This window comes from Streptomyces sp. AHA2 (assembly GCF_036857595.1).
Classification (GTDB): Bacteria; Actinomycetota; Actinomycetes; order Streptomycetales; family Streptomycetaceae; genus Streptomyces.
Map to the genome: position 1 here is coordinate 83,936 of NZ_JAUQWJ010000007.1, position 25,663 is coordinate 109,598.

Annotated in this window: 19 protein-coding genes; 3 read left to right on the forward strand and 16 right to left on the reverse strand. The window is 72.9% G+C overall.

Features of this window, described 5'->3' with window-relative positions; all coding sequences use genetic code 11:
* Positions 1 to 10 precede the first annotated feature (10 nt).
* The 6 genes from serA to Q5694_RS16605 all read right to left on the reverse strand — a co-directional run bounded on the left by serA (position 11) and on the right by Q5694_RS16605 (position 9,967).
* Positions 11 to 1,600, reverse strand: coding sequence for a phosphoglycerate dehydrogenase (gene serA / locus Q5694_RS16580; RefSeq protein ID WP_333933807.1), 1,590 nt, complete (start codon positions 1,598 to 1,600; stop codon positions 11 to 13).
* 258 nt (positions 1,601 to 1,858) lie between these two features.
* Positions 1,859 to 2,857, reverse strand: coding sequence for a ketol-acid reductoisomerase (gene ilvC, locus Q5694_RS16585; RefSeq protein ID WP_333933809.1), 999 nt, complete (start codon positions 2,855 to 2,857; stop codon positions 1,859 to 1,861).
* A 121-nt stretch (positions 2,858 to 2,978) separates the two neighbouring features.
* Positions 2,979 to 3,503, reverse strand: a complete 525-nt coding sequence (gene ilvN / locus Q5694_RS16590) for an acetolactate synthase small subunit (RefSeq protein WP_010048631.1) — start codon at positions 3,501 to 3,503, stop codon at positions 2,979 to 2,981.
* A gap of 20 nt (positions 3,504 to 3,523) precedes the next feature.
* Positions 3,524 to 5,371 (reverse strand): acetolactate synthase large subunit, encoded by a 1,848-nt coding sequence (locus tag Q5694_RS16595; protein ID WP_333933812.1) that lies wholly within the window; start codon positions 5,369 to 5,371, stop codon positions 3,524 to 3,526.
* Positions 5,372 to 5,601: 230 nt separating this feature from the next.
* On the reverse strand, positions 5,602 to 8,616 hold the full coding sequence (locus Q5694_RS16600; protein WP_333933813.1) for a putative bifunctional diguanylate cyclase/phosphodiesterase: 3,015 nt from the start codon (positions 8,614 to 8,616) through the stop codon (positions 5,602 to 5,604).
* A 400-nt stretch (positions 8,617 to 9,016) separates the two neighbouring features.
* Positions 9,017 to 9,967 (reverse strand): 2-hydroxyacid dehydrogenase, encoded by a 951-nt coding sequence (locus Q5694_RS16605; protein WP_333933814.1) that lies wholly within the window; start codon positions 9,965 to 9,967, stop codon positions 9,017 to 9,019.
* 77 nt (positions 9,968 to 10,044) lie between these two features.
* Between Q5694_RS16605 and Q5694_RS16610 the strand changes: the two genes are divergently transcribed.
* Together Q5694_RS16610 and Q5694_RS16615 are read left to right on the forward strand one after the other, a co-directional pair.
* A complete protein-coding gene (locus Q5694_RS16610; protein WP_333933815.1) occupies positions 10,045 to 11,043 on the forward strand; it encodes an aldo/keto reductase in 999 nt (332 codons plus the stop codon).
* Between the two features lie 117 nt (positions 11,044 to 11,160).
* Positions 11,161 to 12,324: a PQQ-dependent sugar dehydrogenase gene (locus Q5694_RS16615; protein WP_333933816.1), complete on the forward strand. Its 1,164-nt coding sequence runs from the start codon at positions 11,161 to 11,163 to the stop codon at positions 12,322 to 12,324.
* 608 nt (positions 12,325 to 12,932) lie between these two features.
* On the opposite strand, the gene Q5694_RS16620 is transcribed toward Q5694_RS16615, so the two are convergent.
* The 7 genes from Q5694_RS16620 to Q5694_RS16650 form a co-directional block, all read right to left on the reverse strand.
* A complete protein-coding gene (locus tag Q5694_RS16620) occupies positions 12,933 to 13,106 on the reverse strand; it encodes a DUF6191 domain-containing protein (RefSeq protein ID WP_333933817.1) in 174 nt (57 codons plus the stop codon).
* A gap of 50 nt (positions 13,107 to 13,156) precedes the next feature.
* A complete protein-coding gene (locus tag Q5694_RS16625) occupies positions 13,157 to 16,234 on the reverse strand; it encodes a helix-turn-helix transcriptional regulator (protein ID WP_333934081.1) in 3,078 nt (1,025 codons plus the stop codon).
* Positions 16,235 to 17,037: 803 nt separating this feature from the next.
* Positions 17,038 to 17,250 carry a hypothetical protein gene (locus Q5694_RS16630; protein ID WP_443040893.1) on the reverse strand — a complete coding sequence of 71 codons (213 nt, stop codon included), beginning with the start codon at positions 17,248 to 17,250 and terminating at the stop codon, positions 17,038 to 17,040.
* Positions 17,251 to 17,421: 171 nt separating this feature from the next.
* Positions 17,422 to 17,973 (reverse strand): hypothetical protein, encoded by a 552-nt coding sequence (locus Q5694_RS16635; protein WP_333933818.1) that lies wholly within the window; start codon positions 17,971 to 17,973, stop codon positions 17,422 to 17,424.
* Positions 17,974 to 18,008: 35 nt separating this feature from the next.
* Positions 18,009 to 18,581, reverse strand: coding sequence for a GNAT family N-acetyltransferase (locus Q5694_RS16640; protein WP_333933819.1), 573 nt, complete (start codon positions 18,579 to 18,581; stop codon positions 18,009 to 18,011).
* On the reverse strand, positions 18,559 to 20,802 hold the full coding sequence (locus tag Q5694_RS16645) for an MMPL family transporter (RefSeq protein WP_333933820.1): 2,244 nt from the start codon (positions 20,800 to 20,802) through the stop codon (positions 18,559 to 18,561). The genes Q5694_RS16640 and Q5694_RS16645 overlap by 23 nt, the downstream gene beginning before the upstream one ends.
* Before the next feature lie 157 nt (positions 20,803 to 20,959).
* A complete protein-coding gene (locus Q5694_RS16650; RefSeq protein WP_333933822.1) occupies positions 20,960 to 21,334 on the reverse strand; it encodes a hypothetical protein in 375 nt (124 codons plus the stop codon).
* A 197-nt stretch (positions 21,335 to 21,531) separates the two neighbouring features.
* Between Q5694_RS16650 and Q5694_RS16655 the strand changes: the two genes are divergently transcribed.
* The gene (locus Q5694_RS16655; protein WP_333933824.1) at positions 21,532 to 22,335 is read left to right on the forward strand and encodes an SAM-dependent methyltransferase; all 804 of its coding nucleotides are present in this window, start codon (positions 21,532 to 21,534) and stop codon (positions 22,333 to 22,335) included.
* A gap of 63 nt (positions 22,336 to 22,398) precedes the next feature.
* Here the strand turns inward: Q5694_RS16655 and gatB are convergent, their stop codons facing one another.
* Genes gatB through gatA form a run of 3 tightly spaced genes read right to left on the reverse strand, consistent with a single transcriptional unit; the run spans position 22,399 to position 25,658 of the window.
* Complete coding sequence (gene gatB / locus Q5694_RS16660; RefSeq protein WP_333933825.1) at positions 22,399 to 23,913, reverse strand: Asp-tRNA(Asn)/Glu-tRNA(Gln) amidotransferase subunit GatB; 1,515 nt, start codon at positions 23,911 to 23,913, stop codon at positions 22,399 to 22,401.
* A gap of 15 nt (positions 23,914 to 23,928) precedes the next feature.
* Positions 23,929 to 24,168 (reverse strand): hypothetical protein, encoded by a 240-nt coding sequence (locus Q5694_RS16665; RefSeq protein WP_086601598.1) that lies wholly within the window; start codon positions 24,166 to 24,168, stop codon positions 23,929 to 23,931.
* A complete protein-coding gene (gene gatA, locus Q5694_RS16670) occupies positions 24,165 to 25,658 on the reverse strand; it encodes an Asp-tRNA(Asn)/Glu-tRNA(Gln) amidotransferase subunit GatA (RefSeq protein WP_333933826.1) in 1,494 nt (497 codons plus the stop codon). Before gatA ends, Q5694_RS16665 begins: the two co-directional genes overlap by 4 nt.
* Between the last annotated feature and the right edge of the window lie 5 nt (positions 25,659 to 25,663).

Here is a 25,663-nt window from a genome sequence, read left to right on the forward strand (position 1 = left end):
GCCGGGAGGGTCAGGCCAGGTTCACGGAGCGGGCCGACGTCGCGCCGATCTCCGCCGCCACCTCGGCCAGCACCCCGGAGGTCACCGTGTCGTCCACGGTCAGCACCGCCAGCGCCTCGCCGCCGGCCACCGCACGGGACACCTGCATCCCGGCGATGTTGAGACCGGCCTCACCGAGGATGCGGCCCACCGTGCCCACGACGCCCGGCCGGTCCTCGTACCGCAGCACCAGCATGTGGTCGGCGAGCGCCAGGTCGACGTCGTACTCCCCGACGGCGACGATCTTCTGCAGGTGCTTGGGACCGGCCAGCGTGCCGGAGACCGACACCTCCTCGCCGTCGGCGAGGGTGCCGCGCACCGTGACGACGTTGCGGTGGTCGCTCGCCTCGGAGCTGGTCGTCAGACGCACCTCGACACCGCGCTCCTGGGCGAACAGCGGGGCGTTGACGTACGAGACCGTCTCGTCGACGACGTCCTCGAAGACGCCCTTGAGGGCGGACAGCTCCAGCACCTTCACGTCGTGCTGGGTGATCTCGCCGTACACCTCGACGTCGAGGCGGACGGCGACCTCACCGGCGAGCGCGGTGAAGATCCGGCCCAGGCGCTCGGCGAGCGGCAGGCCCGGCTTGACGTCCTCGGCGATGACACCGCCCTGCACGTTCACCGCGTCCGGCACCAGCTCGCCGGCCAGGGCCAGGCGCACCGAGCGGGCCACGGCGATACCGGCCTTCTCCTGCGCCTCGTCGGTGGAGGCACCCAGGTGCGGCGTGGCCACGACCTGGTCGAACTCGAACAGCGGGGAGTCCGTGCAGGGCTCCTTCGCGTACACGTCGAGACCGGCGCCGGCGACCCGGCCCTCCTTCAGCGCCGAGTACAGCGCCTCCTCGTCGACGATGCCGCCGCGCGCGGCGTTGACGATGCGCACGCTCGGCTTGACCTTGCGCAGCGCCTCGTCGCCGATCAGCCCGAGGGTCTCGGGGGTCTTGGGGAGGTGGACGGTGATGAAGTCGGAGACCTCCAGCAGCTCGTCCAGCGACAGCACCTTCACGCCCATCTGGGCGGCGCGGGCGGGCTGCACGTAGGGGTCGTAGGCGACGACCTTCATGCCGAACGCGGACATGCGCTGGGCGACGAGCGCGCCGATGCGGCCGAGGCCGACGACACCGAGGGTCTTCTCCGCCAGCTCCACGCCGGTGTACTTGCTGCGCTTCCACTCGCCGTTCTTCAGCGCGGCGTTGGCCTGCGGGATGTTGCGGGCGGTGGCGAGCAGCAGACCGCAGGCCAGCTCGGCGGCGGTCACGATGTTCGAGGTGGGGGCGTTGACGACCATCACGCCGGCCTTGGTGGCGGCGGAGACGTCCACGTTGTCCAGGCCGACGCCGGCTCGTGCGACGACCTTGAGCTTGTTCGCGGCGGCGATCGCCTCGGCGTCGACCTTGGTGGCCGAGCGGATCAGGATCGCGTCGACCTCGGCGATGGCGGGGAGCAGTTCGGCGCGGTCCGCGCCGTTGCAGTGCCGGATCTCGAAGTCGGGGCCCAGGGCGTCGACGGTGGCGGGCGACAGCTCTTCAGCGATGAGTACGACGGGTTTCGAGCTCACGTGAGTCCTCACAAGTCCAGTGCTGCGGACGGCCGTCCCGACGGCCGCAGGCGGTGGAGGGGTGCTTGCCGCGTGGAAGACGCACGACGCTGTGGGCCTGACGCGTATGTAGTGCTGCAGTCTAGTGGCGCCGAGGGCATCATCCTGCGCCGCTGCGGAAGGATCACCCGGACGAGAAGCGCCGATGTGGAGCAGGTCCGGGGGGAAGCCCTGTGGCGGTGTCCCCCTGCCGGGGGCCACCGCCACAGGACCCGGAGGTCACGCCTCCTCGTTCACCCACGACATGAGCTTGCGCAGCTCCTTGCCGGTGGTCTCCAGCAGGTGCTCGGAGTCCTGCTTCTTGTACTCGTTGTACTTCTTCAGACCGCCGTGGTACTCGTCCATCCAGTTCTTGGCGAAGGTGCCGTCCTGGATCTCGGCGAGGACCTTCTTCATCTCGGCCTTGGTGGCGTCGGTGATGATGCGCGGGCCGGTGACGTAGTCGCCCCACTCGGCCGTCTCGGAGATCGACCAGCGCATCTTCTCCAGGCCGCCCTCGTACATGAGGTCCACGATCAGCTTCAGCTCGTGCAGGCACTCGAAGTAGGCGATCTCCGGCTGGTAGCCGGCCTCGGTCAGCGTCTCGAAGCCCGCCTTGACCAGGGCCGCGGTGCCGCCGCAGAGCACGGCCTGCTCACCGAACAGGTCGGTCTCGGTCTCCTCGGTGAAGGTCGTCTTGATGACACCGGCGCGGGTGCCGCCGATGCCCTTGGCGTAGGACAGGGCCAGCTGGAAGCCGTTGCCCGTGGCGTCCTGCTCGACGGCGGCGATGCACGGGACGCCGCGGCCCTCCTCGTACTGGCGGCGGACCAGGTGGCCCGGGCCCTTCGGGGCGACCATGCAGACGTCCACGCCGGCCGGGGGCTTGATGAAGCCGTAGCGGATGTTCAGGCCGTGGCCGAAGAAGAGGGCGTCGCCGTCGTTCAGGTTCGGGGCGATGTGCTCCTCGTAGACCTGGGCCTGGATCGGGTCCGGGACGAGGATCATGATGACGTCGGCCTCGGCGGCGGCCTCGGCCGGGGTCACCACGCGCAGGCCCTGCTCCTCGGCCTTGGCCTTGGACGTGGAGCCCTCGTGCAGACCGACGCGGACGTCGACACCCGAGTCACGGAGGGACAGCGCGTGGGCGTGGCCCTGGCTGCCGTACCCGATGACCGCGACCTTGCGGCCCTGGATGATGGACAGGTCGGCGTCGGCGTCGTAGAACAGCTCGGCCACTTTGGGTTCTCTCCTCGGGAGTGCAGGTGTTGCGTCCCACCGTATGACGGGGGGCGGAAGGGAAGCGTGAGGGTCTCGGGATACGGGCGGCCGGCGGCACGCCGGCCGCCCGTTTCGGTGCTCAGGCCGATCGGTCCAGAGCGCGCAGCGACCGGTCCGTGATGGAACGGGCACCGCGGCCGATCGCGATCGTGCCGGACTGCACGAGCTCCTTGATGCCGTACGGCTCCAGCATCTTGAGCATCGCGGAGAGCTTCTCGCCGGATCCGGTGGCCTCGATGGTGACGGCCTCCGGGGAGACGTCGACGGTCTTGGCGCGGAACAGCTGGACGATCTCGACGATCTGGGAGCGCGTCTCGTTGTCGGCGCGCACCTTCACCAGGACGAGTTCGCGCTGGACGGCCTGCGACGGCTCCAGCTCGACGATCTTCAGCACGTTGACGAGCTTGTTGAGCTGCTTGGTGACCTGCTCAAGCGGCAGGTCCTCCACGCCGACGACGATGGTGATGCGGGAGATGTCGGGGTGCTCGGTGACACCCACCGCGAGCGAGTCGATGTTGAAGCCGCGGCGGGAGAACAGGGCGGCGATCCGGGCCAGGATGCCGGGGGTGTTCTCCACCAGGACGGAGAGCGTGTGCTTGGACATGGTCTTTACGTCTCTCTCGCTCAGTCGTCTTCGTTGTCGCCGAAGTCGGGGCGGACGTCCCGGGCGGCCATGATCTCGTCGTTGGAGGTGCCTGCGGCGACCATCGGCCACACCATCGCGTCCTCGTGGACGACGAAGTCCACGACGACCGGGCGGTCGTTGATGGAGTTCGCCTCCTCGATGACCTTGTCCAGGTCCGCCGGGTCCTCGCAGCGGATGGCGTAGCAGCCCATGGCCTCCGACAGCTTGACGAAGTCGGGGACGCGGGTGCCGCGGGCCCCGGGGTTGACGTCGTCCGGGCCGGAGTGCAGCACGGTGTTGGAGTAGCGCTGGTTGTAGAAGAGGGTCTGCCACTGGCGGACCATCCCGAGCGCGCCGTTGTTGATGACGGCGACCTTGATCGGGATGTTGTTCAGGGCGCAGGTGGCCAGTTCCTGATTGGTCATCTGGAAGCAGCCGTCGCCGTCGATGGCCCAGACGGCCTTGTCCGGCGCCCCGGCCTTGGCGCCCATGGCGGCCGGGACGGCGTAGCCCATGGTCCCGGCGCCGCCGGAGTTGAGCCAGGTGCCGGGCTTGTCGTACTGGATGAAGTGGGCGGCCCACATCTGGTGCTGGCCGACGCCCGCGGTGAAGATCGTGCCCTCCGGGGCGAGCTGCCCGATGCGCTCGATGACCTGCTGCGGGGAGAGCGAACCGTCGCCGGGCTGGTCGTAGCCGAGCGGGTAGGTCTCGCGCCAGCGGTTCAGGTCGTTCCACCACATCCCGTAGTCGCCCGGGTGCCCCTCGCTGTGCTCCTTCTGCACGGCCTGGATCAGGTCGGCGATGACCTCGCGGGCGTCACCGACGATCGGCACGTCGGCGGCGCGGTTCTTGCCGATCTCGGCCGGGTCGATGTCCGCGTGGACGATCTTGGCGAACGGGGCGAAGCTGTCCAGCTTGCCGGTGACGCGGTCGTCGAAGCGGGCGCCGAGCGCCACGATCAGGTCGGCCTTCTGCAGGGCGGTCACCGCGGCCACCGAGCCGTGCATGCCCGGCATGCCCAGGTGCTGCGGGTGCTGGTCGGGGAACGCTCCGAGCGCCATCAGCGTGGTGGTGACGGGTGCGCCGGTCAGCTCGGCGAGGACCTTGAGCTCGGCGGTGGCCTTGGCCTTGAGCACGCCGCCGCCGACGTACAGCACGGGCCGGCGGGCCTGGGTGATGAGCTTGGCGGCCTCGCGGATCTGCTTGGCGTGCGGCTTGGTCACCGGGCGGTAGCCGGGCAGGTCCATGACCGGCGGCCAGGAGAAGGTCGTCCTCGCCTGGAGGGCGTCCTTGGCGATGTCGACCAGGACCGGGCCGGGGCGGCCGGTGGAAGCGATGTGGAAGGCCTGCGCGATGACCCGCGGGATGTCGTCGGCCTTGGTGACGAGGAAGTTGTGCTTGGTGATCGGCATGGTGATGCCGACGATGTCCGCCTCCTGGAAGGCGTCCGTGCCGATCGCCTTGGACGCCACCTGCCCGGTGATCGCGACCAGCGGCACCGAGTCCATGTGCGCGTCGGCGATCGGGGTGACCAGGTTGGTGGCGCCAGGGCCGGAGGTCGCCATGCAGACGCCGACCTTGCCGGTGGCCTGCGCATAGCCCTCGGCCGCGTGGCCGGCGCCCTGCTCGTGCCGGACCAGGACGTGGCGCACCTTGGTGGAGTCCATCAGCGGGTCGTACGCCGGGAGGATGCAGCCGCCGGGGATGCCGAATACCGTGTCGGCGCCGACCTCCTCGAGAGAGCGGATGAGGGACTGCGCGCCCGTGACGTGCTCGGGGGCGGAGTGCTGTCCTCCGGATCGGGGCCGGGGCTGCGGGTGATGGGCCCCGGTGGCCTGCTCGGTCATCGGCAATCTCTTCTCGGATGCTGAGGGTTTTTGCGAGGTTCGGGCGGTGCTCTTCTGCCGCACGGCAGGTGCTGGTGCAACAAAAAACCCCTCGTGCCATAAGGCAAGCGAGGGGAGCGCGCCGGGTGGGGTCGCTGAGCGGTCGAGGCCCAGCGTCAGCCGACGCGCTTTCCAAGTACGAGAATTCGGGTGCGCATGGCACTGACCCTCCCCCCGGCACGCACTCACTGTCAAGTGGGTGGGACGGGAGTCTCATTATGTGAGCGGAGGGCCGTTCCACCCCCGATGACGGCGGACATGCCGGAGCTGTACAGACGCGGGGCGCCGCCCGCGAAGGCCGGCTCGGCCGGTCCGTCGGGCACCGGGTAGTGGCCTGCGGCGAGCGCCCGGCGCAGCCGGTACTCGTCGAGCGGCCCGGAGAAGGCCATGCCCTGCCCGTGCGTGCACCCCATCGCGCGCAGGGCGACCACCTGCTCGGGCAGGTCCACCCCCTCGGCCACGGACTGCAGCCCCAGGTCGCCGGCGATCCGCAGCAGCCCGCTGGTGATCTTGTGCAGGCGCGCGGACTCGACCACGCCGTCGACGAGGTCACGGTCGAGCTTGAGCACGTCCACGGGCAGCCTCCTGAGGGCCGTGATCGCCGCGTAACCGCTTCCGAAGCCGTCGAGCGCGATCCGTACGCCCACCCGCCGCAGGGCCGCCAGACGCCGCTCCAGCTCGTCCATGGAGACCCGGGGGTCGACGTCGGACAGCTCGATGATCAGCGCGCCGGACGGCAGCCCGTGCCGGGTGAGCAGTGCCTCGATCGAGCCGAGCGGCATCGAGGTGTCCAGCAGCCGCCGGGCGCTCATCCGGACGACGACCGGCACGGTCGTACCCGTGGCGTGCCGCTCGGCGGCCTGCTCGACCGCCTCCTCGATCATCCAGCGGCCCAGTTCGGCCGTTCTGCCGCCGTCCTCGGCCACGCGCAGGAACTCCGCGGGGGTGAAGAGCACCCCCTGGGAGGAGCGCCAGCGCGCCTGCGCGGCCACCGACGTGATCCGGCCGTCCTCCAGGCACACCACCGGCTGGTGCAGCAGGGCGAACTCGCCGTCGTGCAGGGCGGCCCGCAGGCGGGTGGCCAGTTCGGCCTTGCGCACGACGTCCTGCTGCATCTGCGGCCGGTACAGCTCCACGCGCCCCTTGCCGCCGGCCTTGGCCCGGTACATGGCCAGATCGGCGTTGCGCAGCAGCTCGCCCGCGCCGAGGCCCGGCTCGGCGAAGGCGACGCCGATGGAGGCGTTGACCCGGACATCGTTGCCGTCGATGAGGTAGGGCTGCGACAGCGTGGTCCGGAGGCGGTCGGCCAGTTCCAGGATGTGCCGCTCGCGGGCGCCCCGGTCGCGGGTGTTGTCCCCGACGATCAGGGCGGCGAACTCGTCCCCGCCCAGCCGGGAGGCGGTGTCGCCCTGCCGTACGGAGTCCTGCAGCCGGCGCGCGGCCTGGACGAGCAGTTCGTCCCCGGCCTGGTGCCCGATGGTGTCGTTGACGGCCTTGAACCCGTCGAGGTCGATGAACAGCACCGCCGTGTTCCGCAGGGCCAGGCCCCGGTCGGAGGCGCGGCGGCCCGACAGCGCGTGCTGGACGCGCTTGGTGAACAGGGCGCGGTTGGGCAGGTCGGTGAGCGGGTCGTGCTCGGCGTTGTGCTGCAACTGGGCCTGCAGGCGCACCCGTTCGGTGACGTCACGGCTGTTGAAGATCAGGCCGCCCTGGTGGCGGTTGACGGTCGACTCGACATTGAGCCAGCCGCCGTCGCCCGAGCGGAAGCGGCACTCGATGCGCGTGGTGGGTTCCTCGACGGGGTGCGCGGCGAGGAAGCGCCGCACCTCGTGCACGACGCAGCCGAGGTCCTCGGGGTGGATGAGACCGGCCAGTTCCGTGCCCACCAGCTCCTCGGCGGGCCGGCCGTAGACCCCGGCGGCGGCGGGCGAGACGTACCTGAGGACACCGCTGGGGGCGGCGATCATGATGACGTCGCTGGAGCCCTGCACCAGGGAGCGGAAGTGGTTCTCCTTCTGGGCCAGTTCCTGGGTGAGGATGATGTTGTCGAGCAGCATGATGCCCTGGCGCACGACGAGCGCGAGCACGACCGTGCCCCCGGTGAGCAGGACCACGCGGTCGACGCTGCGGCCGTTGAGGACGTTGTAGAGGATCCCCAGGGTGCACACGGCTGCCGCCAGGTACGGCGTGAGGGCGGCGAGGGAACCGGCGATGGGCCGGGCCACCGCGTACCGCCCGGTCTCGTTGCCGGGTCCGGCCGGGGCGGGGTGCGCGCCGCCGCGCTGCCCGGGCACGTGCTCGTGGACCACGCGCGTGTGCCCCGCCGGTCCGTGCCGGTCCGGCCCCCGGCGGTCGCCGTCAGGGGTGCGGGGCGCGGCCCAGGGGGCGTAGGCCAGGAGCAGGGAGCCGGCGAACCAGCCCGCGTCGAGCAACTGGCCGGAGCGGTAGCCGTGGTGCAGCAGCGGAGAGGTGAACAGGGCGTCGCACATCACGGTCAGCGCGAGGGCGCCGATGGCGGTGTTGACCGCCGAGCGGTTCACCGCCGAGCGCCGGAAGTGCAGTGCGAGCACCATGCTGACCAGTGCGATGTCCAGCAGCGGGTACGCCAGCGACAGCGCGGTGTGCGCCACGCCCGGCCCTTCGGATTTCGCGGCCTGGGCGAGGGCGAGGCTCCAGGCCAGGGTCAGCAACGAGCCGCCGATGAGCCAGGCGTCCAGCCCGAGGCAGACCCAGCCGGCCTTGGTCACGGGCCGTTTGGCGAGCACGAGCAACCCGACGATCGCGGGCGGCGCGAAGCAGAGGAAGAACAGGTCGGCGTAGCTGGGACTGGGCACGGGCAGGCCCAGGACCACCTCGTACCACCCCCAGACCAGGTTGCCCAGGGACGCCATGGCCGAGGAGAGGCCGAACAGCAGCCAGGCGGGCCGGAAGCGGGTGTGGCGGCTGCGGGCGTAGAGGAAGCACGAGATCGAGGCGGTGGCGGCCGCCGCGCTCAGCCCGAAGTCGCCCATGATCAGGGCCAGTCGGTTCGAACCCCAGCCGAACGCGGCGCCGACGGCGTATCCCGCGCAGGCCAGGGCGAGGACGATCTGGAGGGCCGGGCCCGGCCGGTGGCCGGGGGCCGGTGTGCGGGGCGGCTGCGCGGTCCGGGACGGAGGCTGTGCCCGCAGCGTTCCGTCCAGCGTGGGGGTCGGGGGCGCGCTCACCGGGCCCTCCCGGTCCGCTCCGCGACCGGGTCCCGCGGATTCCGGTGGACCGGCTGGGCCTGCCGTCGGCGGGTGCCGGTCCTGCGGTGGTGGCTGTGCTGGGTGCGGTGGCCGCCGTGATCGGCGCGCCGGCCGCGGCTGCCCGCGGCCGTCCGCCCGGGTCGCCGCCGGCCGCCCCGCCCCGTCGGATCGCTCGTCCATAGGCCGTGCATCGCCTGTCGCCCCCCTCACAGTCTGAAGTGCTCGTCCCCGGCGCCGAACGGTGCCCGGCGCAACCCCTGTCGGGACGATACACCAGTCTCGTCACTCAGGGACATAGGTTCTCTACGCTCCGTGACGATCAACAGATATATGAGTACCCCCCGCAGCCGCGAGGTTGCGGACGGTACCCGAAGGTCGGTCAGTCGGTTGGTGCACCCGTCGTGAGAATCACGTTCCGGAGCGGCTCCCGGTTCACGTAACGGCTCAACTGGTCCACCAGGAGCCGCCGGGCGCGCGGGAGGAACGCGGACGTGGGGCCGCCCGCGTGCGGGCTGATGAGTACCCCCGGCGCACGCCACAGGGGGTGTTCGCGCGGGAGGGGCTCGGGGTCGGTGACGTCGAGGGCCGCGGTGATCCGGCCGCCGTCGACCTCGGCGAGCAGGGCCTTGGTGTCGACGACGGGTCCGCGGGCGACGTTCACCAGCAGCGCGCCGTCCTTCATGCGGGACAGGAAGTCGGCCCCGGCCAGGCCGCGGGTGCTGTCGGTGAGCGGGGTCGACAGGATGACGACGTCCGCTTCGGGCAGCAGCGCGGGCAGTTCGGTGAGCGGGTGCACCGGCCCGCGCGCCGTCGTGCGCGCGGAGCGCGCGACGCGCGCCACCCGCGCAACCTCGAACGGAACGAGCCGGTCCTCGATGGCGGCGCCGATCGACCCGTAGCCGACGATGAGGACGGTGCTGTCGGCGAGCGCGGGCCGGAACCCGCCGAGCCACTCGCCCCGGTCCTGCGCGCGGACGAAGTCGGGCACACCGCGCAGCGAGGCCAGGATCAGCGCCAGGGTGAGTTCCGCGGTGCTGGCCTCGTGCACCCCGCGTGCGTTGCACAGCCGCACGCCGGGACGCAGGTCCCCCAGGCCCGGCTCGACGTGGTCGATCCCGGCCGAGAGCGTCTGCACCACCTCCACCCGGCGCATCGCGGGCAGCGGGCGTACGCACAGCGCGCTGGGCTTCATGTAGGGGACGACGTAGAAGGCGCAGTCGGCCGGGTCCGCGGGGAAGTCCTGCGCACCGTCCCAGAAGTGGTAGTCCGGGCCCTCGGGGAGTCCCTCGATCTCGTCCGGCGGGATGGGCAGCCACACGTCAGCAGTCATGCTCCGGAGGCTATGTCAGGAGCGCGCCACGGCAGACGTTAGGTTGGGGTGGCCGGAACAGGGAGGGTCACGACCACGTGGAGCGCAGGACGATCGGCGCGGGGGCACTCGCGGTGGGGGCCGTCGGACTCGGGTGCATGCCCATGAGCTGGGCCTACAGCGCGTCAAGGCGGCGCGGCGACGAATCGCTCAGGGCGGTGCACCGGGCGCTGGACCTGGGCGCCTGCCTGCTGGACACCGCCGACATGTACGGCCCTTTCACCAACGAGCTGCTGGTGGGGCGGGTGCTGAAGGAGCGGCGCTCGGACGCGTTCGTGTCGACGAAGGTCGGGCTGCTCGTGGGCGACCAGCACATCGTCGCCAACGGCCGCCCCGGATACGTGAGAAGGGCCTGCGACGCGTCGCTGCGGCGGCTGCAGACGGACGTCATAGACCTCTACCAGTTGCACCGGGCCGACCCCGAGGTGCCCGTGGAGGAGACCTGGGGCGCGATGGCCGAACTCGTCCACGCCGGAAAGGTGAGGGCGCTGGGCCTGTGCGCGGTCGGCGCCCGTTCCTCGCGCAGGGGTGAGGCCCGGCCGTACGAGGCGACCGTGCGGCAGCTGGAGCGGGTGCAGCAGGTCTTCCCGGTGAGCGCGGTGCAGGCGGAGCTGTCGGTGTGGTCGCCGGAGGCGCTGCGGACGTTGCTGCCGTGGTGCCGGGGCCGGGGCGTCGGCTTCCTCGCCGCGATGCCGCTGGGCAACGGCTTCCTGACCGGCCGGTTGCGGCCCGGCGCCGGGTTCGAGGCGGACGATCCGCGCGCCCGGCACCCCCGTTTCACGGGCGAGATGATGGCGGCGAACCAGCCGATCGTGGCGGGGCTGCGCCGCGTGGCCCGCCGGCACGGCCCGGCCGTCACGCCCGCGCAGGTCGCCCTGGCCTGGGTGCTGGCCCAGGGCGAGCACGTCGTGCCGGTACCGGGCACCAAGCAGGAACGGTGGGTCACGGAGAACTCGGCCGCGGCGGATCTGCGCCTGACCACCGGTGACCTGCAGGAGCTGGCGGGCCTCCCGCCGGCCCAGGGGTCCTGGGACTGAGCCGCAGCGCCCCGGGGAAAGCGGTGTGCGCGGGTCCGCATCACGTGATCGGGAACTTCCGCGCCGCGCGCGGTGTATGACAGGGAGAGGGACCCGCCCGTCGAAGGGACCGAGATCGTGCGACGTCGAGCCGTGCCGGCCGTCCTGGCCGCCGCCACGCTCCTGCTGACCGCCGGCTGCTCCTCCGGTGACGCGGGATCCCCCGCCTTGGACGCCGGCGCCTCCGCGAGCGGGACCGGGCCGGGCACGTCCGCCCCGCCGCGGCAGTCCGCGCAGGCGCCGCCCGCCAAGGGTTCGGTGAAGGTGCTGCGCACCGTCGCCGAGGGCCTGGACTCCCCGTGGGGTCTGGTCCCCGTCCCGGGCGGCGGCCTGCTCGTCTCCTCGCGCGACGAGGCGACGATCGTGCGCGTGGACGAGAAGACCGGCGGGAAGACCGAGCTGGGCGAGGTGGCGGGGGTCTCCGCGGCCGGCGAGGGCGGCCTCCTCGGCATCGCCCTCTCGCCCGACTTCGCCTCGGACCGCATGATCTACGCGTACTTCACCTCGGCCTCGGACAACCGCATCGTGCGGATGCTCTACGACGACCGCAAGCCCGCCGGCGAGCAGCTCGGCGCACCCGACACCGTCTTCAAGGGCATCCCCAAGGGGTTCATCCACAACGGCGGCCGGATCGCGTTCGGCCCGGACGGGATGCTGTACGCCGGCACCGGCGAGAGCGGTGACACGGGCCTGTCCCAGGACAAGGACTCCCTGGGCGGCAAGATCCTCCGTCTCACCCCGGAGGGCGAGCCCGCCCCGGGCAACCCGTTCCCGGACTCGCCGGTGTACTCCTACGGCCACCGCAACGTGCAGGGGCTCGCGTGGGACGGGCGGCAGCGGCTGTTCGCCTCGGAGTTCGGCCAGGACACCTGGGACGAGCTGAACGCGATCGAGCCGGGCGGGAACTACGGCTGGCCGGAGGCGGAGGGCACCTCGGACGACTCCGGCTTCCGCGACCCGGTGGACCAGTGGTCGACGGGCGAGGCGTCCCCCAGCGGCATCGCGTACGCCGAGGGTTCGGTCTGGATGGCGGGCCTGCGGGGCAAGCGGCTGTGGCGCATCCCGCTGGACGGCACGAAGACGTCGGCGGAGCCGCAGCCCTTCCTGGCGGACGAGCACGGGCGGCTGCGCACGGTGGTCGCGGCGGGCGGCGACCGGCTGTACGTCATGACCAGCAACACCGACGGCCGGGGCAGCCCGAAGGACGGGGACGACAGGATCCTGGAGGTGCGGGTCCGGTAGCCACGCGGGGGCCGGGGACCATGCGGAGGCCGGGGATCACGCCGAGGTCGGGGACCACGCCGAGGTCGGGGACCACGCCGAGGTCGGGGACCACGCCGGGGCCGATGAGCCACGCGGGCCACGCGGAGGCCGAGGGCCGCGCGGGCCGGTGACCATGCGGGGCCGGGGGCCACGCCAAGGTCGGGGACCACGCCGGGGCCGATCAGCCACGCGGGCCACGCGGAGGCCGGGGGCCACGCCGAGGCCGGTGATCACGCCGAGGCCGATGGCCACGCGGGTGCCGATGGCCGCGCGGGCCACTCGGGGGCCGGGGGCCACGCCGAGGCCGATGCGGGTTCGGTGGCTACAGGGGGGCCGGGGGCCACGCGGAGGCCGGGGGCCACGCGGAGGCCGGGGACCACGCCGAGGCCGATGGCCACACGGGCCACGCGGAGGCCGGGGGCCGCGCGGGGTCGGGGGCCACGCGGGGCCGGGGGCCGCGCGGGGTCGGGGGGCACGCCGAGGTCGAGGACCACGCCGGGGCCGATGGCCACGCGGGTTCGGTGGCTAGCTGCAGGGCCGATGCTCCGTGGCGGCCGCCGGGTGGGGTGCGGACGGGCCGGTCCCGGCTACTCCCCCGGCTCGTCCGGCGGGCGCACGACGACCTTGCCGGAGGCCAGGTCTATCGGGCCGCGCCCGGGATCGCCGTCCCCGACGTCCTCCCGGGTCAGTTCCAGCCGGTTCTGCTCGTCCCGGGTGTGCTTGCGGCCGGGCGAGAACAGTTCCTCGAACACGTTGAACAACGATGCCTCCCGGCGCCGCGCGGACCGCGGCCTCTTCTCCAGCGTATGCCTCAGCCCGAGGGACCCGGCAGGAGCGTCTCCGCCGGGAACAGGCCCAGCCGGTGCGCCAGCGCCGCCGCCTCGCCCCGCCCGGAGACGCCGAGCTTGCCCAGGATGTTGGAGACGTGGACGCTCGCCGTCTTCGGGGAGATGAACAGCTCCTGCGCTATCCGGCGGTTGGTGTGCCCGGCGGCCACCAGCCGCAGCACGTCCCGCTCCCGGCTGGTCAGGCCGAGCGCCCCGGCCGGGTCCCCGGCGGCGGCCGCGGTGGCGGGCGCCAGCGGGAGCCGGGCCCGCTGGGCGAGCGCCCCGGCGGCGTCGGCGAGCGGCCGGGCACCGAGGTGGCGGGCTACGGCGTGGGCGAGGCGGAGCAGTTCCGTGGCGCGGGCGCGGTCGTCCTCCCCGCCGCCGGCGAGCAGCGACTCGGCGAGGCGGTACCGGACGCGGGCGAGGTCGTAGGGCCGTCCCAGGGGTTCGAAGGCGGTCACCACCCGGGACCAGCCCTCCGGGGCGCTCAGCCCCCGCGCGCGGTGGAGCTCGGCGCGGACCCACTGCTCGTGCGCCAGCCAGACGGGGGCGTTGGTGGTGAGACGTCTGACCGCCTCGAAGACGCCGTCGAGGACTTCGTCGCGGCCCTGCCGCGCGGCGGGCAGGGAACGGGCGTCGGCCTCGGCGGCGGCCGCTTCGAGCAGCAGCGGCCAGGCGTAGCGCTGGGTGCCGGGCGGGAATCCCGCGTCGAGGGTGCGGGCGAGGACGGCGCGGGCGTCGGCCAGGCGGCCCTCCCGCACGGCGACGGCGATGGTCAGGCAGGAGAGCGGCAGGTCGTGCTGGGGCATGGGATCGTGCGGGCCGTAGGCGGCCCGGCCCTCGGCCAGGTGCCGGGCGGCTTCGGCCACCCGGCCGCGGGCCAGGGCGAGGAACGCCAGGCTGTTGGCGGCCGATCCGTGGGGCCCGGCCGTCTGGCCGCGCCGCTGCGCACCGGCGGCCGCCTCGGCGGCCTCGTCCCAGCGGCCCAGGGACAGCAGCGACTCGGCGAGGTTGCTCCGGATCCAGGCCTCGGCGTCGCGCAGACCCATCCTGCCGGTGAGCCGCAGGCCCTCCCGCAGGATGCCGACGGCTTCTTCGGACCGGCCGACGCCTTCGAGGACGGAGGGCAGGTTCACATGGCTGCGCCCGACGATCGAGGCGAGGCCGCGCGCCACCACCTCCTCGCGCACGTCGTACATGTGGGCCAGTCCGGCGTCGATCTGCCCGGCGTCGACCATGAGGCCGCCGAGGGTCAGCCGGGCGTGGGAGGCGATGTCGTCGGCGCCGACCATGCGCGCGTACTCCACGGCCCGCTCGGCCGCCGTCAGCGCCTGCGGCCCGGGTTCCCGGAGCATCGACCAGTGGGCGGCGGTGGCCAGCACCTCGGCGTGCACCTCGGACGGCGGCAGGCCGCGCACCAGCTCCTGGGCGGTGGCGATCTCCTTCCAGCCGTCGCCGCGGCCCAGGCCCTGCACCAGGCGGGAGCGCTGGATCCAGAACCAGGCGGCGCGCTGGGGGTCCCCGTTGCCCGGGCGCCGGGCGGAGCCGGAGGGCGCGGTGTCGTCCTCCTCCAGCAGGCGCAGTGCCCGCTTGGTGATCTTCAGGGCACGTTCGCGTTCCCCGCAGAGCCGCCCCGCTACCGCCGCCTCGGCCAGCAGGTCGAGGTGGCGCAGGGCCGTGGTGGCCGGGTCGCAGCCGCACGGCGGGTAGACCTCGGTGTGGTCGACGGGGCGCAGAGTGCGGCGCACCTCCTCGGGCGCGGAGTCCCACAGCTCCATGGCCCGTTCCAGCAGGCGCAGTTGCTCGGCGTAGGCGTGCCGGCGGCGGGCCTCGACCGAGGCGTCGAGGACGGCGGGCAGGGCCTTGGCGGCGTCGTGGGCGTGGTACCAGTAGCTGGCCAGGCGGGTCGCGCGCTGGTCGGCGGGGACGAGGGCCGGGTCGGCCTCCAGGGCCTCGGCGTAGCGGCGGTTGAGGCGGGAGCGCTCACCGGGGAGCAGGTCGTCGCTGACGGCCTCGCGGACCAGGGAGTGCCGGAAGCGGTAACCGTCGCCGCCGGGCGCGGGGGTGAGGATGGCGGCGTTGACGGCGGCGCGCAGTGCCTCGATGAGGTCGTCCTCGGCGAGCCGGGCGACGGCCGCGAGCAGCCGGTACTCCACGGTGGAGCCGCCCTCGGCGACGATCCGGGCGATCTGCTGCGCGGGCTCGGGCATCCCCTCGACCCGCACGAGCAGCAGGTCGCGCAGGGAGTCGGTCAGGCCCGTCCGGCAGCCCTCGTGGGCGGCGACCGCGAGTTCCTCGACGAAGAAGGCGTTGCCGTCGGAGCGTTCGAAGATGGCGTCGACCTGGTCGGGGTCGGGTTCGTGCGCCAGGATGCCCGCGATCTGGCGGCCCACCTCCTCGCGGGTGAAGCGGCCGAGTTCGAGGCGGCGGACGGTGCGCAGCCGGTCGAGTTCGGCGAGCAGCGGGCGCAGCGGGTGACGGCGGTGGATGTCGTCGGAGCGGTAGGTGGCGAGGACGACGAGGCGGCCGGCGCGCAGGGTGCGCAAGAGGTAGGCGAGCAGGTGGCGGGTGGAGGCGTCGGCCCAGTGCAGGTCCTCCAGGGCGAGGACGACGGTGTGCTCGGCCGCGACGCGTTCCAGGAGGCGGGCCGTGAGCTCGAAGAGGCGGGCCATGCCGTCCTCGTCGTGCCGCCCGGCGGCCGACTCGCCCAGTTCGGGCAGCAGCCGGGCCAGCTCCTCCTCCTGGCCCCGGGCCGCGTCGGCCAGTTCGGAGGGCAGTTCCCGGCGCAGGGCGCGCAGGGCGGTGGAGAAGGGCGCGAAGGGCAGTCCGTCGGCGCCGATCTCGACGCATCCGCCGAGTGCGACCACGGCACCCCGGGCGCGGGCCGCGGCGGCGAACTCCTCGACCAGGCGGGTCTTGCCGACTCCCGCCTCGCCGCCGAGGACCAGGGCCTGGGGTTCTCCCGCGCCGCAGCGGGCGAGCGCGTCGTGCAGCGTGCCCAACTCCTCGGCGCGGCCGACGAACACGGGGCTGACGGACCTGGTCTCCACGGCCCCGAGCATCGCACGCGGTTCCGGCACCGCGGCACCGGTTTTCCGGGGAGCGGCGGCCGACGGAACGCCGTGGACGACCGGCCGGGCGGCCGACGGGGTGCCGGGGACGACCGTTCCGGCGACGGACCGGGGGGTGTGCGGACCGGCGGGGGCGGTCGACCCGGTGGCCGGCGGGATGCCCGGAACGGCGGACTCGGCGGCCGACCGGGTGCCCGGGACGACGGACCCGGTGGCCGGCGGATTGACGGGGCCGACCGACCCGGCGGCCGGTGAGGTGCCGGGGACGACCGATCCGGCCACGGACCGGGAGGTGTGCGGACCGGCGGGGGCGGTCGACCCGGTGGCCGACGGGGTGCCGGGGACGATCGATCCGGCGACGGACCGGGGGGTATGCGGACCGGCGCCGGCGATCGACCCGGCGGCCGACGGGGTGCCGGGGACGACCGATCCGGCGACGGACCAGGGGGTATGCGGACCGGCGCCGGCGATCGACCCGGCGGCCGGTGAGGTGCCGGGGACGACCGATCCGGCGACGGACCGGGGGGTATGCGCACCGACGGGGGCGATCGACCCGGTGGCCGACGGGGTGCCGGGAACGACCGATCCGGCCACGGACCGGGGGGTGTGCGGACCGGCGGGGGCGATCGACCCGGTGGCCGACGGGGTACGGGGGGCGGCCGCCGGGCCGGTGACCGGGCGGGCGCGGACGAGCGCACCGCCCCCGGGGGCTGTTCCGGGGGCGGTGCGCTTCCGGTCGGTCACCGGCTGGACGTCCCGTGCCCTGCCGTCCGGGGCCGGTCCCGGCCCGGCGTTCACGCGGGCCGGGCGGGGCGCGGGCGGCGGAAGCGGCGGCTATGGCTCTCGTGCTCCGCGGTGTCCCGGTGCGTATCGCGGCGGGCGGCGCGGCGGGCCCGGTCGGCCTCGCGGACCAGGCGTTCGTGGTCGGCCCGGCTGATGAGGTCGGCGGTGCGCAGTCGCTGGAGCTCGTACTCGTACATGGTGTGTCCTCGGTGGTGGTCGGTCACGGAGTGTTTCTCCGCGATGACTCCACTGTCGTCCCCCAGGCGGGGCGGCCACATCGGGAGACTTCCGCATCTCCTGCCACCACGGGCGCCTTAGGACACGGCTGAGGGGCCCCGGGCCGTCCGTAAGGCACTCACGGACGGTCTAAGGCCCCTCGGTGATCCGCTGCCGGCTCAGCTCGTCGACGGCAGTCCGAGCAGGACGTCGGTGTACTTCAGCACGGCCAGGATCAGGCCGATCACGCCGAGCGCGACACCCGCCCAGGCGACCGACTTGATCCAGGGCGCCTGGACGCGGCCGGGCGTGCCGAACGCGGGACGGGCCAGCGTGACGACGCCGACGACCAGCGCGGTCAGCGCGAACAGGCCGGCCCACAGGGCGGTGGTCTGCCAGGCGTCGCCGTAGACGGCCTGGATCTGCTTGGCCACGCTCGCGTTCTGCGCGGTCTCCAGCTGACCGATGAGGTTCTGGCGCGCGGCCGCCACGGTGCCGACCCAGCTGCCGGTGAGCGACACGACGCCCAGCGCGGCGGAGACCACGGCCGCCGCGCCCTGGCCGACGCCGGACGGGCGCTCCTGCTCGCTCGCCGCTTCCCCGGCCTCTTCCCGGGCCTCGTCCTCTTCCGCCCCGGTTGCGGTCACCTCGTCGGACTCGGTGGTCTTCACCGCCTTCTCCTCGGTCGTGGCCTCGGCGGCCTCGGTCTCGTCCACTGCGTTCGTTGCCATGTCTCGCACCGTAGGGTCGCTGTCTGAGAAGTCTCTTAACGAGCGTCGTGAGCGGTACGCGCGCGTGCGGCGCGCCACTCGGGCGCCAGCAGCGACCAGACTTCGAGATCGTGCCGTACGCCACGATAGGGGTGCGCCTCGCGCCGCACCCCGTCGCGGCTCATGCCGAGTCGTCGCGCCACGTTCAGGCTGGGCCGGTTGCCCGAGGCGGCGACCCACTCGACGCGGTGGATGCCGCGCTCCTCGACCGCCCAGTCGATCAGCACCCGCATCGCGCGCGTGACCAGGCCGCGGCCGGTGGCGGCGGGCTCCAGCCAGCAGCCGACCTCGCAGTTCCCGCTCGCCGCGTCGAAGTTGAGGAACAGCACCCCGCCCACGAGCGTGCCCTCCAGCCACAGCCCGTGCAGGGAGCCCGTGTCGGCGGCGCGCATGTCGGCGTACCGCTGGAGCTTCGCCCGGGCCGAGGCGAGGTCGGTCTCGGTCGTGCCGAACGGGATGTACTGGCCGATGAAGTCCCGTCCGCGCTCCAGGTGCGCCAGGAACTCGGTGGCGTGCCAGGGCTCCAGGGGCCTCAGCTCCGCGTCGTCACCCAGGGATATCGCGTACATCCCGCTGCCGCTCCTCCTCCGCCAGGACGTCCGCCACTTCGGCGTCCGTCGCGGCGGCCAGCCTCTCATGGCAGGCACGCGTCTCGGGCGGCTCGATGCTGATGCGCGGCATGCGCCGGTCGAGCCAGCCCGGCAGCCACCAGTTCGCGCCGCCGAGCAGGTGCATCAGGGCGGGGACCAGCAGGGTGCGCAGGACGAAGGCGTCCAGGGCGACCGCCGCGGCCAGGGCGATGCCGAACATGGCGATCACGCGGTCGCCGCTGAGCACGAAGGCCAGGAAGACGGAGATCATGATGACCGCCGCCGAGTTGATGACCCGGCTGGTCTCGGCGAGGCCGACGCGCACGGCCCGCCGGTTGTCGCCGGTCTCCAGCCACTCCTCGTACATGCGGCTGACCAGGAAGACCTGGTAGTCCATGGAGAGGCCGAAGAGCACCGACACCATGATCACGGGCAGGAAGGGCTCGATGGGCCCGGCACTGCCGAGGCCGAGCAGTTCGCTCCCCCAGCCCCACTGGAAGATCGCGACGACCACGCCGAAGGCGGAGGCGACGGCGGCGACGTTCATCACGGCGGCCTTCAGCGGGATGCCGACCGACCGGAAGGCCAGCAGGAGCAGCAGACAGCCCAGGCCGATCACGGCCCCGACGAAGACGGGCAGCTTGGAGACGATGACCTCGGCGAAGTCGTCGTAGCCGGCCGTCATGCCGCCGACCTGCACGTCGAGCGAGGTGCCCGACTCGGCGCGCGGCAGCACGTCCTCGCGCAGCCGGTCGACGAGGTCGCTGGTCCGCTGCGACTGCGGGGAGGACTCCGGGACGACGGTGAGGTACGCCGTGTGGCCGCCGGTGTCGAAGGTCACCGGGGTGACCGTGGAGACGCCCTCGGTGGCGCGCAGGGTGGCGTCGAGGTTGTCCAGGGCGAGCTTGTCGGCGGCGCCGTCGACCTCGGTGACGAGGGTGAGCGGGCCGTTCACGCCGGGGCCGAAGCCGTCGGCGATGAGGTCGTATGCCTGGCGGGTGGTGGTGGTCCGGGGGTCGTTGCCCTGGTCGGAGGTGCCCAGGTGCAGGGAGAAGGTGGGCAGTGCGAGGACGGCCATGACGGCCAGCGCGACCACGCCGAGCAGCTTGGGGTGGCGCTCGACGAACGCCGACCAGCGGGCCGCGAAGCCGGTGGGCAGTTCGGGCTCGGGCCCGTGCTCGGCCAGCCGGCGGCGCTCACGGCGGCTGAGGGCGCGCATGCCGATCAGGGACAGCAGGGCGGGCAGCAGCGTCACGGACGCCACGACGGTGAGGATCACCGTCAGGCTCGCCGCTATGGCGACGCCGTTGAGGAAGCTCAGCCGGAGGATCAGCATGCCCAGCAGGGCGATGCAGACGGTGGCGCCCGCGAACACGACCGCGCGCCCGGTGGTCGCGACGGCGTTGGCGGCGGCCTCGGGGACGGACAGTCCGCGTTTCAGCCCGCGCCGGTGTCTGGTGACGATGAACAGCGCGTAGTCGATACCGACGCCGAGCCCGATGAGCAGGCCGAGCATGGGCGCGAAGTCGGCGACGGTCATGGCGTGCCCGAGCAGCACGATCCCGGCGTAGGCGGTGCCGACGCCGACCAGGGCGGTGGCGATGGGCAGCAGGGAGGCGGCGAGCGAGCCGAAGGCGAGGAACAGCACGACGGCGGCGACGACCACACCGGCGATCTCTGCGAGGTGGCCGCCGGAGGACTGGGTGAGCGCCACCGCGCTGCCGCCGAGCTCCACCTGCAGTCCGTCGCCCTCGGCCGCCTTGGCGGTGTCGACGACCGCCCGGGCCTCGTTCCTGCCGATGTCCTCGGCCCGGTCGTCGAAGGTGACCGTGGCGTACGCGGTCCGGCCGTCGTCGCTGATGCGGCCGGTGCCCGGCCCGTAGGGGCCGGCGACCGAGGCGACGCCGGGCAGGTCCTCGATGCGGTCCAGGGTGCGGGTCATGGTCTGCTCGACGTCGGCGCCGCGCACGCTGCCGGAGGCCGTGTGCCAGACGACGGTGCCGCTGTCGCCGCCGAGCTGCGGGAAGCCCTCGTGCAGCAGCTGGGCGGCGCGGCCGGACTCGGTGCCGGGAACCTCGTAGTCGGTGGAGTACGCCGTGCCCACGGCGGCGGCGCCGGTGGCCACGCCCGCCAAGGCGAGGAGCCACAGCAGGACGGTGACCAGACGGCGCTGGACGCACCAGCGTGCGAGGGCTGCCACGAACGTGCTCCCGGAGTTGCCTTGGGTGGATCTTTGACCGGGATCAGCCGTCGGGGAACTGAACAGCCCGCAAAGAACGCATGAGCGATGCAAAGCCACTCTTACAGGCGAAAGAGATCGTTTGCCGCTTTCGTGGCCTTGTTCACAATGGCCACGGTCAGTCGAACTGGTCGCCCAGCGCCATGACCATCACTCCGGCTATCAGCAGCCACAGGGCCCGCCGGGTCCGTCCCCGGGAGCCGAGCACGGCGGCCGCGGCGCAGACCGCGGCTCCGCCGGCGTAGGCGGCCGGGACCAGCGCGGGCACCGAGTGGGCGAGGCGGAGCACTGCGGCGGCCAGGCCGGCCAGCGTCAGGGCGGCGCCGGCACCGGCCGCCGTCCAGCGGGCGCGGCGGGCGTCCTCCAGGGGGTCTTCGCCGTCCTGCGGACGGTCCGCGGTGTCCTGCGGAAGGTCGTCGGCCTCGTCCTGCTCCCCGGCCGTCTCCGGGGCCGCCACCTCCGGACCGGCGTCGGATTCAGCGCGTCCACTCATGGCCGGAACGGTAGCGCGCCGGCCGGCGAAAACCGGATGCGGGGCCGGTGGAGCGGCTGTTACCGTCCGCGCGTCCGGGATGGACCCGCGGCGGCCCCCGCCGCCCCCGCCGAAGCAGGTGCATTGTTTGACGGTCCGGCCGAGCTCCGACGCACACCCCTTCTTCTTCCTCGAGGACTCAAGGAGCCCGTCCACCGATGAACGACCACACGTCCCGCGCCCCGGACGTCCCCCTCGCTGACCGGGTGGGGCATCCCGGGTATCCGCGCAGCAACGGCTACGACGCCCGCTGGAGCATCGACAACCAGATGGGCCCGCACGCGCTGTGGCTGCTGGAGTGGCTGGCCCCGGCCCTGGGGCTCGACACGCTGAGCCCCGGCTCGCGCGTGCTCGACCTGGGCTGCGGGCGGGCCATGACGTCGGTCTTCCTGGCCAGGGAGTACGACCTCCAGGTCACGGCGGCCGACCTGTGGGTCAAACCCGGCGACAACGCCGCGCGCATCGCCGAGGCGGGTGTCGCCGACCGCGTCGTGCCCGTGCTGGCCCAGGCGCACGACCTGCCGTTCGGCGAGAACACCTTCGACGCGATCGTCTCCGTCGACGCCTACCAGTACTTCGGCACCGACGACCTCTACCTGCCCACCCTGACGCCGCTGCTCAGGCCCGGCGGGCGGATCGGCGTCGTGGTGCCGGCGCTGCGCGAGGAGATCGACGGCGTGGAGCCGCCGGAGCACCTCCGGCCCTATTGGGAGCCCGCGTTCTGGTGCTTCCACACGGCCGCCTGGTGGCGCCGCCACTGGACCCGCAGCGGCGCCGTTGAGGTCGAGGCCGCGGACTTGCTTCAGGACGGCTGGCGCGACTGGCTGCGGTGGAGCGAGGTCGTCGCCGGCGAGCACACCGACACCCGGCACGTCGAGATGGCGGGCCGGTCGGCCGAGATGCTGCGCCTGGACCAGGGCCGCACGCTGGGCTTCGTCCGCGTCGTGGGCCGCCGTCCGTAGACGGCGAGGAGGGGGGATGCGCCAAGTCCGGCGCATCCCCCCTCCGTCATGTCCGCTGCGGGCTCAGCCCTCGCCGACGCCGAGCTTCTCCAGGATCAGCTCCTTGACGCGGGCCGCGTCGGCCTGGCCACGGGTCGCCTTCATGACCGCGCCGACCAGGGCGCCGGCCGCGGCGACCTTGCCACCGCGGATCTTGTCCGCGACGCCCGGGTTGCCGGCGATCGCCTCGTCGACGGCCGCCGTCAGCGCACCCTCGTCGGAGACGACCTTCAGACCGCGCTTGTCGACGACCTCGTCGGGGGTGCCCTCGCCCGCGAGGACGCCCTCGATGACCTGCCGGGCCAGCTTGTCGTTCAGGTCGCCCTTCGCGACGAGCTCGGTGACCCGGGCCACCTGCTGCGGTGTGATCGCCAGCTCGTCGAGCGCCTTGCCCGACTCGTTGGCGCTGCGGGCCAGCTCGCCCATCCACCACTTGCGGGCGGACGCCGCGTCGGCCCCGGCCTCGATGGTGGCGACGATCGGCTCCAGCGCACCGGCGTTGAGGATCGCCTGCATGTCGGTGCCGCTGACGCCCCACTCCTCGCGGAGCCGGTTGCGGCGGACCAGCGGCAGCTCGGGCAGACCGGCGCGGATCTCCTCGACCCACTCTCGCGAGGGCGCCACGGGGACGAGGTCGGGCTCCGGGAAGTACCGGTAGTCCTCGGCCTCCTCCTTCACGCGGCCCGAGGTCGTCGACCCGGTGTCCTCGTGGAAGTGCCGCGTCTCCTGCACGATCGTGCCGCCGGAGGACAGCACGGCCGCGTGCCGCTGGATCTCGAAGCGCGCCGCGCGCTCCACGGACCGCAGCGAGTTGACGTTCTTGGTCTCCGAACGCGTGCCGAACTTCTCGGTGCCGTGCGGGCGCAGCGACAGGTTCACGTCGCAGCGCATCTGGCCCATCTCCATCCGGGCCTCGGAGACGCCGAGTGCCCGGATGACCTCGCGCAGCTCGCGGACGTAGGCCCGCGCCACCTCGGGGGCCCGCTCGCCGGCGCCCTCGATCGGCTTGGTGACGATCTCGATGAGCGGGATTCCGGCGCGGTTGTAGTCCAGCAGGGAGTGCGAGGCGCCGTGGATGCGGCCGGTGGCACCGCCGACGTGGGTCGACTTGCCGGTGTCCTCCTCCATGTGGGCGCGCTCGATCTCCACGCGGAAGGTCTCCCCGTCCTCCAGCTGCACGTCGAGGTAGCCGTCGAAGGCGATCGGCTCGTCGTACTGGGAGGTCTGGAAGTTCTTCGGCATGTCCGGATAGAAGTAGTTCTTCCGGGCGAAGCGGCACCACTCGGCGATCTCGCAGTTCAGCGCGAGGCCGATCTTGATGGCGGACTCGACGCCGGTCGCGTTGACGACCGGGAGCGCGCCGGGCAGGCCGAGGCAGACCGGGCAGGTCTGCGTGTTGGCCTCCTGGCCGAGCGCGGTCGAGCAGCCGCAGAACATCTTGGTCTTGGTGCCGAGTTCGACATGGACCTCGAGGCCCATGACGGGGTCGTACGACGCGAGTGCGTCCTCGTACGACACCAGGTCGGTCGTGGTGGTCACGGTGGAAGTTCCCTCTCAGCCCAGCAGGACGTCGTCGTCGCCCAGCCGCTTCAGCTCGCGGTAGAGAATGGCCAGGTTGGTGACGACGGCCGCGCCGGTCACGACGGCGTCGAGCAGCCGCAGCGTGTCGTTGTCTCCGCGGGCCTTCTTGATCTGCTTGTAGACACCGACGGCGCCGAACGCCGACGTGGCCATCGAGATGTACAGACCGGACTTGGAGCTCTTGAAGCCCTTGGCCTTGGACAGTGCGCTCACAGCGACGGAGCCTCCTCGATCAGCGGGTGGCCCCACTTTTCCACGAAGGCGGCCTCGACGGCGGCGCCCACCTTGTACAGGCGGTCGTCCTTCATGACGGGGGCGATGATCTGCAGACCGACCGGGAGGTTGTCCTCCGGGGCGAGGCCGCACGGCAGCGACATGGCCGCGTTGCCCGCCAGGTTGGTCGGGATGGTGCACAGGTCGGCGAGGTACATCGCCATCGGGTCGTCGGCGCGCTCGCCGATCGCGAAGGCGGTGGTCGGGGTCGTCGGGGAGACGATCACGTCGACCTGTTCGAACGCCTTGTCGAAGTCCTGCTTGATCAGCGTGCGGACCTTCTGGGCGCTGCCGTAGTAGGCGTCGTAGTACCCGCTCGACAGGGCGTAGGTGCCCAGCATGATGCGGCGCTTGACCTCGGCGCCGAAGCCCGCCTCACGGGTGAGCGAGGTGACCTCCTCGGCGGAGTGCGTGCCGTCGTCGCCGACCCGCAGGCCGTAGCGCAGGCCGTCGAAGCGGGCGAGGTTGGAGGAGCACTCCGAGGGCGCGATCAGGTAGTACGCCGACAGCGCCAGGTCGAAGGACGGGCAGTCCAGCTCGACGATCTCGGCGCCCAGCTCCTTGAGCAGTTCGACGGACTCGTCGAAGCGCTGGATGACGCCGGCCTGGTAGCCCTCGCCGCGGAACTGCCGGACGACGCCGACGCGCATGCCCTGCACGCTGCCGTTGCGCGCTGCCTCGACGACCGGCGGGACCGGCTCGTCGATGGACGTCGAGTCGAGCGGGTCGTGCCCGGCGATGACCTCGTGCAGCAGGGCCGCGTCGAGGACCGTGCGGGCGCAGGGGCCGCCCTGGTCCAGGGAGGACGAGAACGCGACCATGCCGTACCGGGACACCGCGCCGTAGGTGGGCTTGACGCCGACCGTGCCGGTGACGGCGGCGGGCTGGCGGATGGAACCGCCGGTGTCGGTGCCGATGGCCAGGGGCGCCATGTGCGCGGCGAGCGCGGCGGAGGAGCCGCCGCCGGAGCCGCCGGGGATCTTGGTGAGGTCCCAGGGGTTGCCGGTCGGGCCGTAGGCGCTGTTCTCGGTGGAGGAGCCCATGGCGAACTCGTCCATGTTGGTCTTGCCGAGGATGACGACGTCGGCGGCCTTCAGCCGCTTGGTGAGCGTCGCGTCGTACGGCGGGATCCAACCCTCGAGGATCTTCGAGCCGACGGTGGTCGGGATGCCCTCGGTGGTGAAGATGTCCTTCAGCGCGAGGGGGACGCCGGCCAGCGGGCCGAGCTTCTCGCCGCGCTCCCGCTTCTCGTCGACGGCACGCGCCTGGGCGAGGGCGCCCTCGCGGTCGACGTGCAGGAAGGCGTGCACCTTCTCGTCGACGGCCTCGATGCGGGCGAGGTGGGCCTCGGTGACCTCGACGGCCGTCAGCTCGCCGGAGGCGATCCTCGCGGCGGTCTCGGCGGCGGTGAGCTTGATGATGTCCGTCATGACTT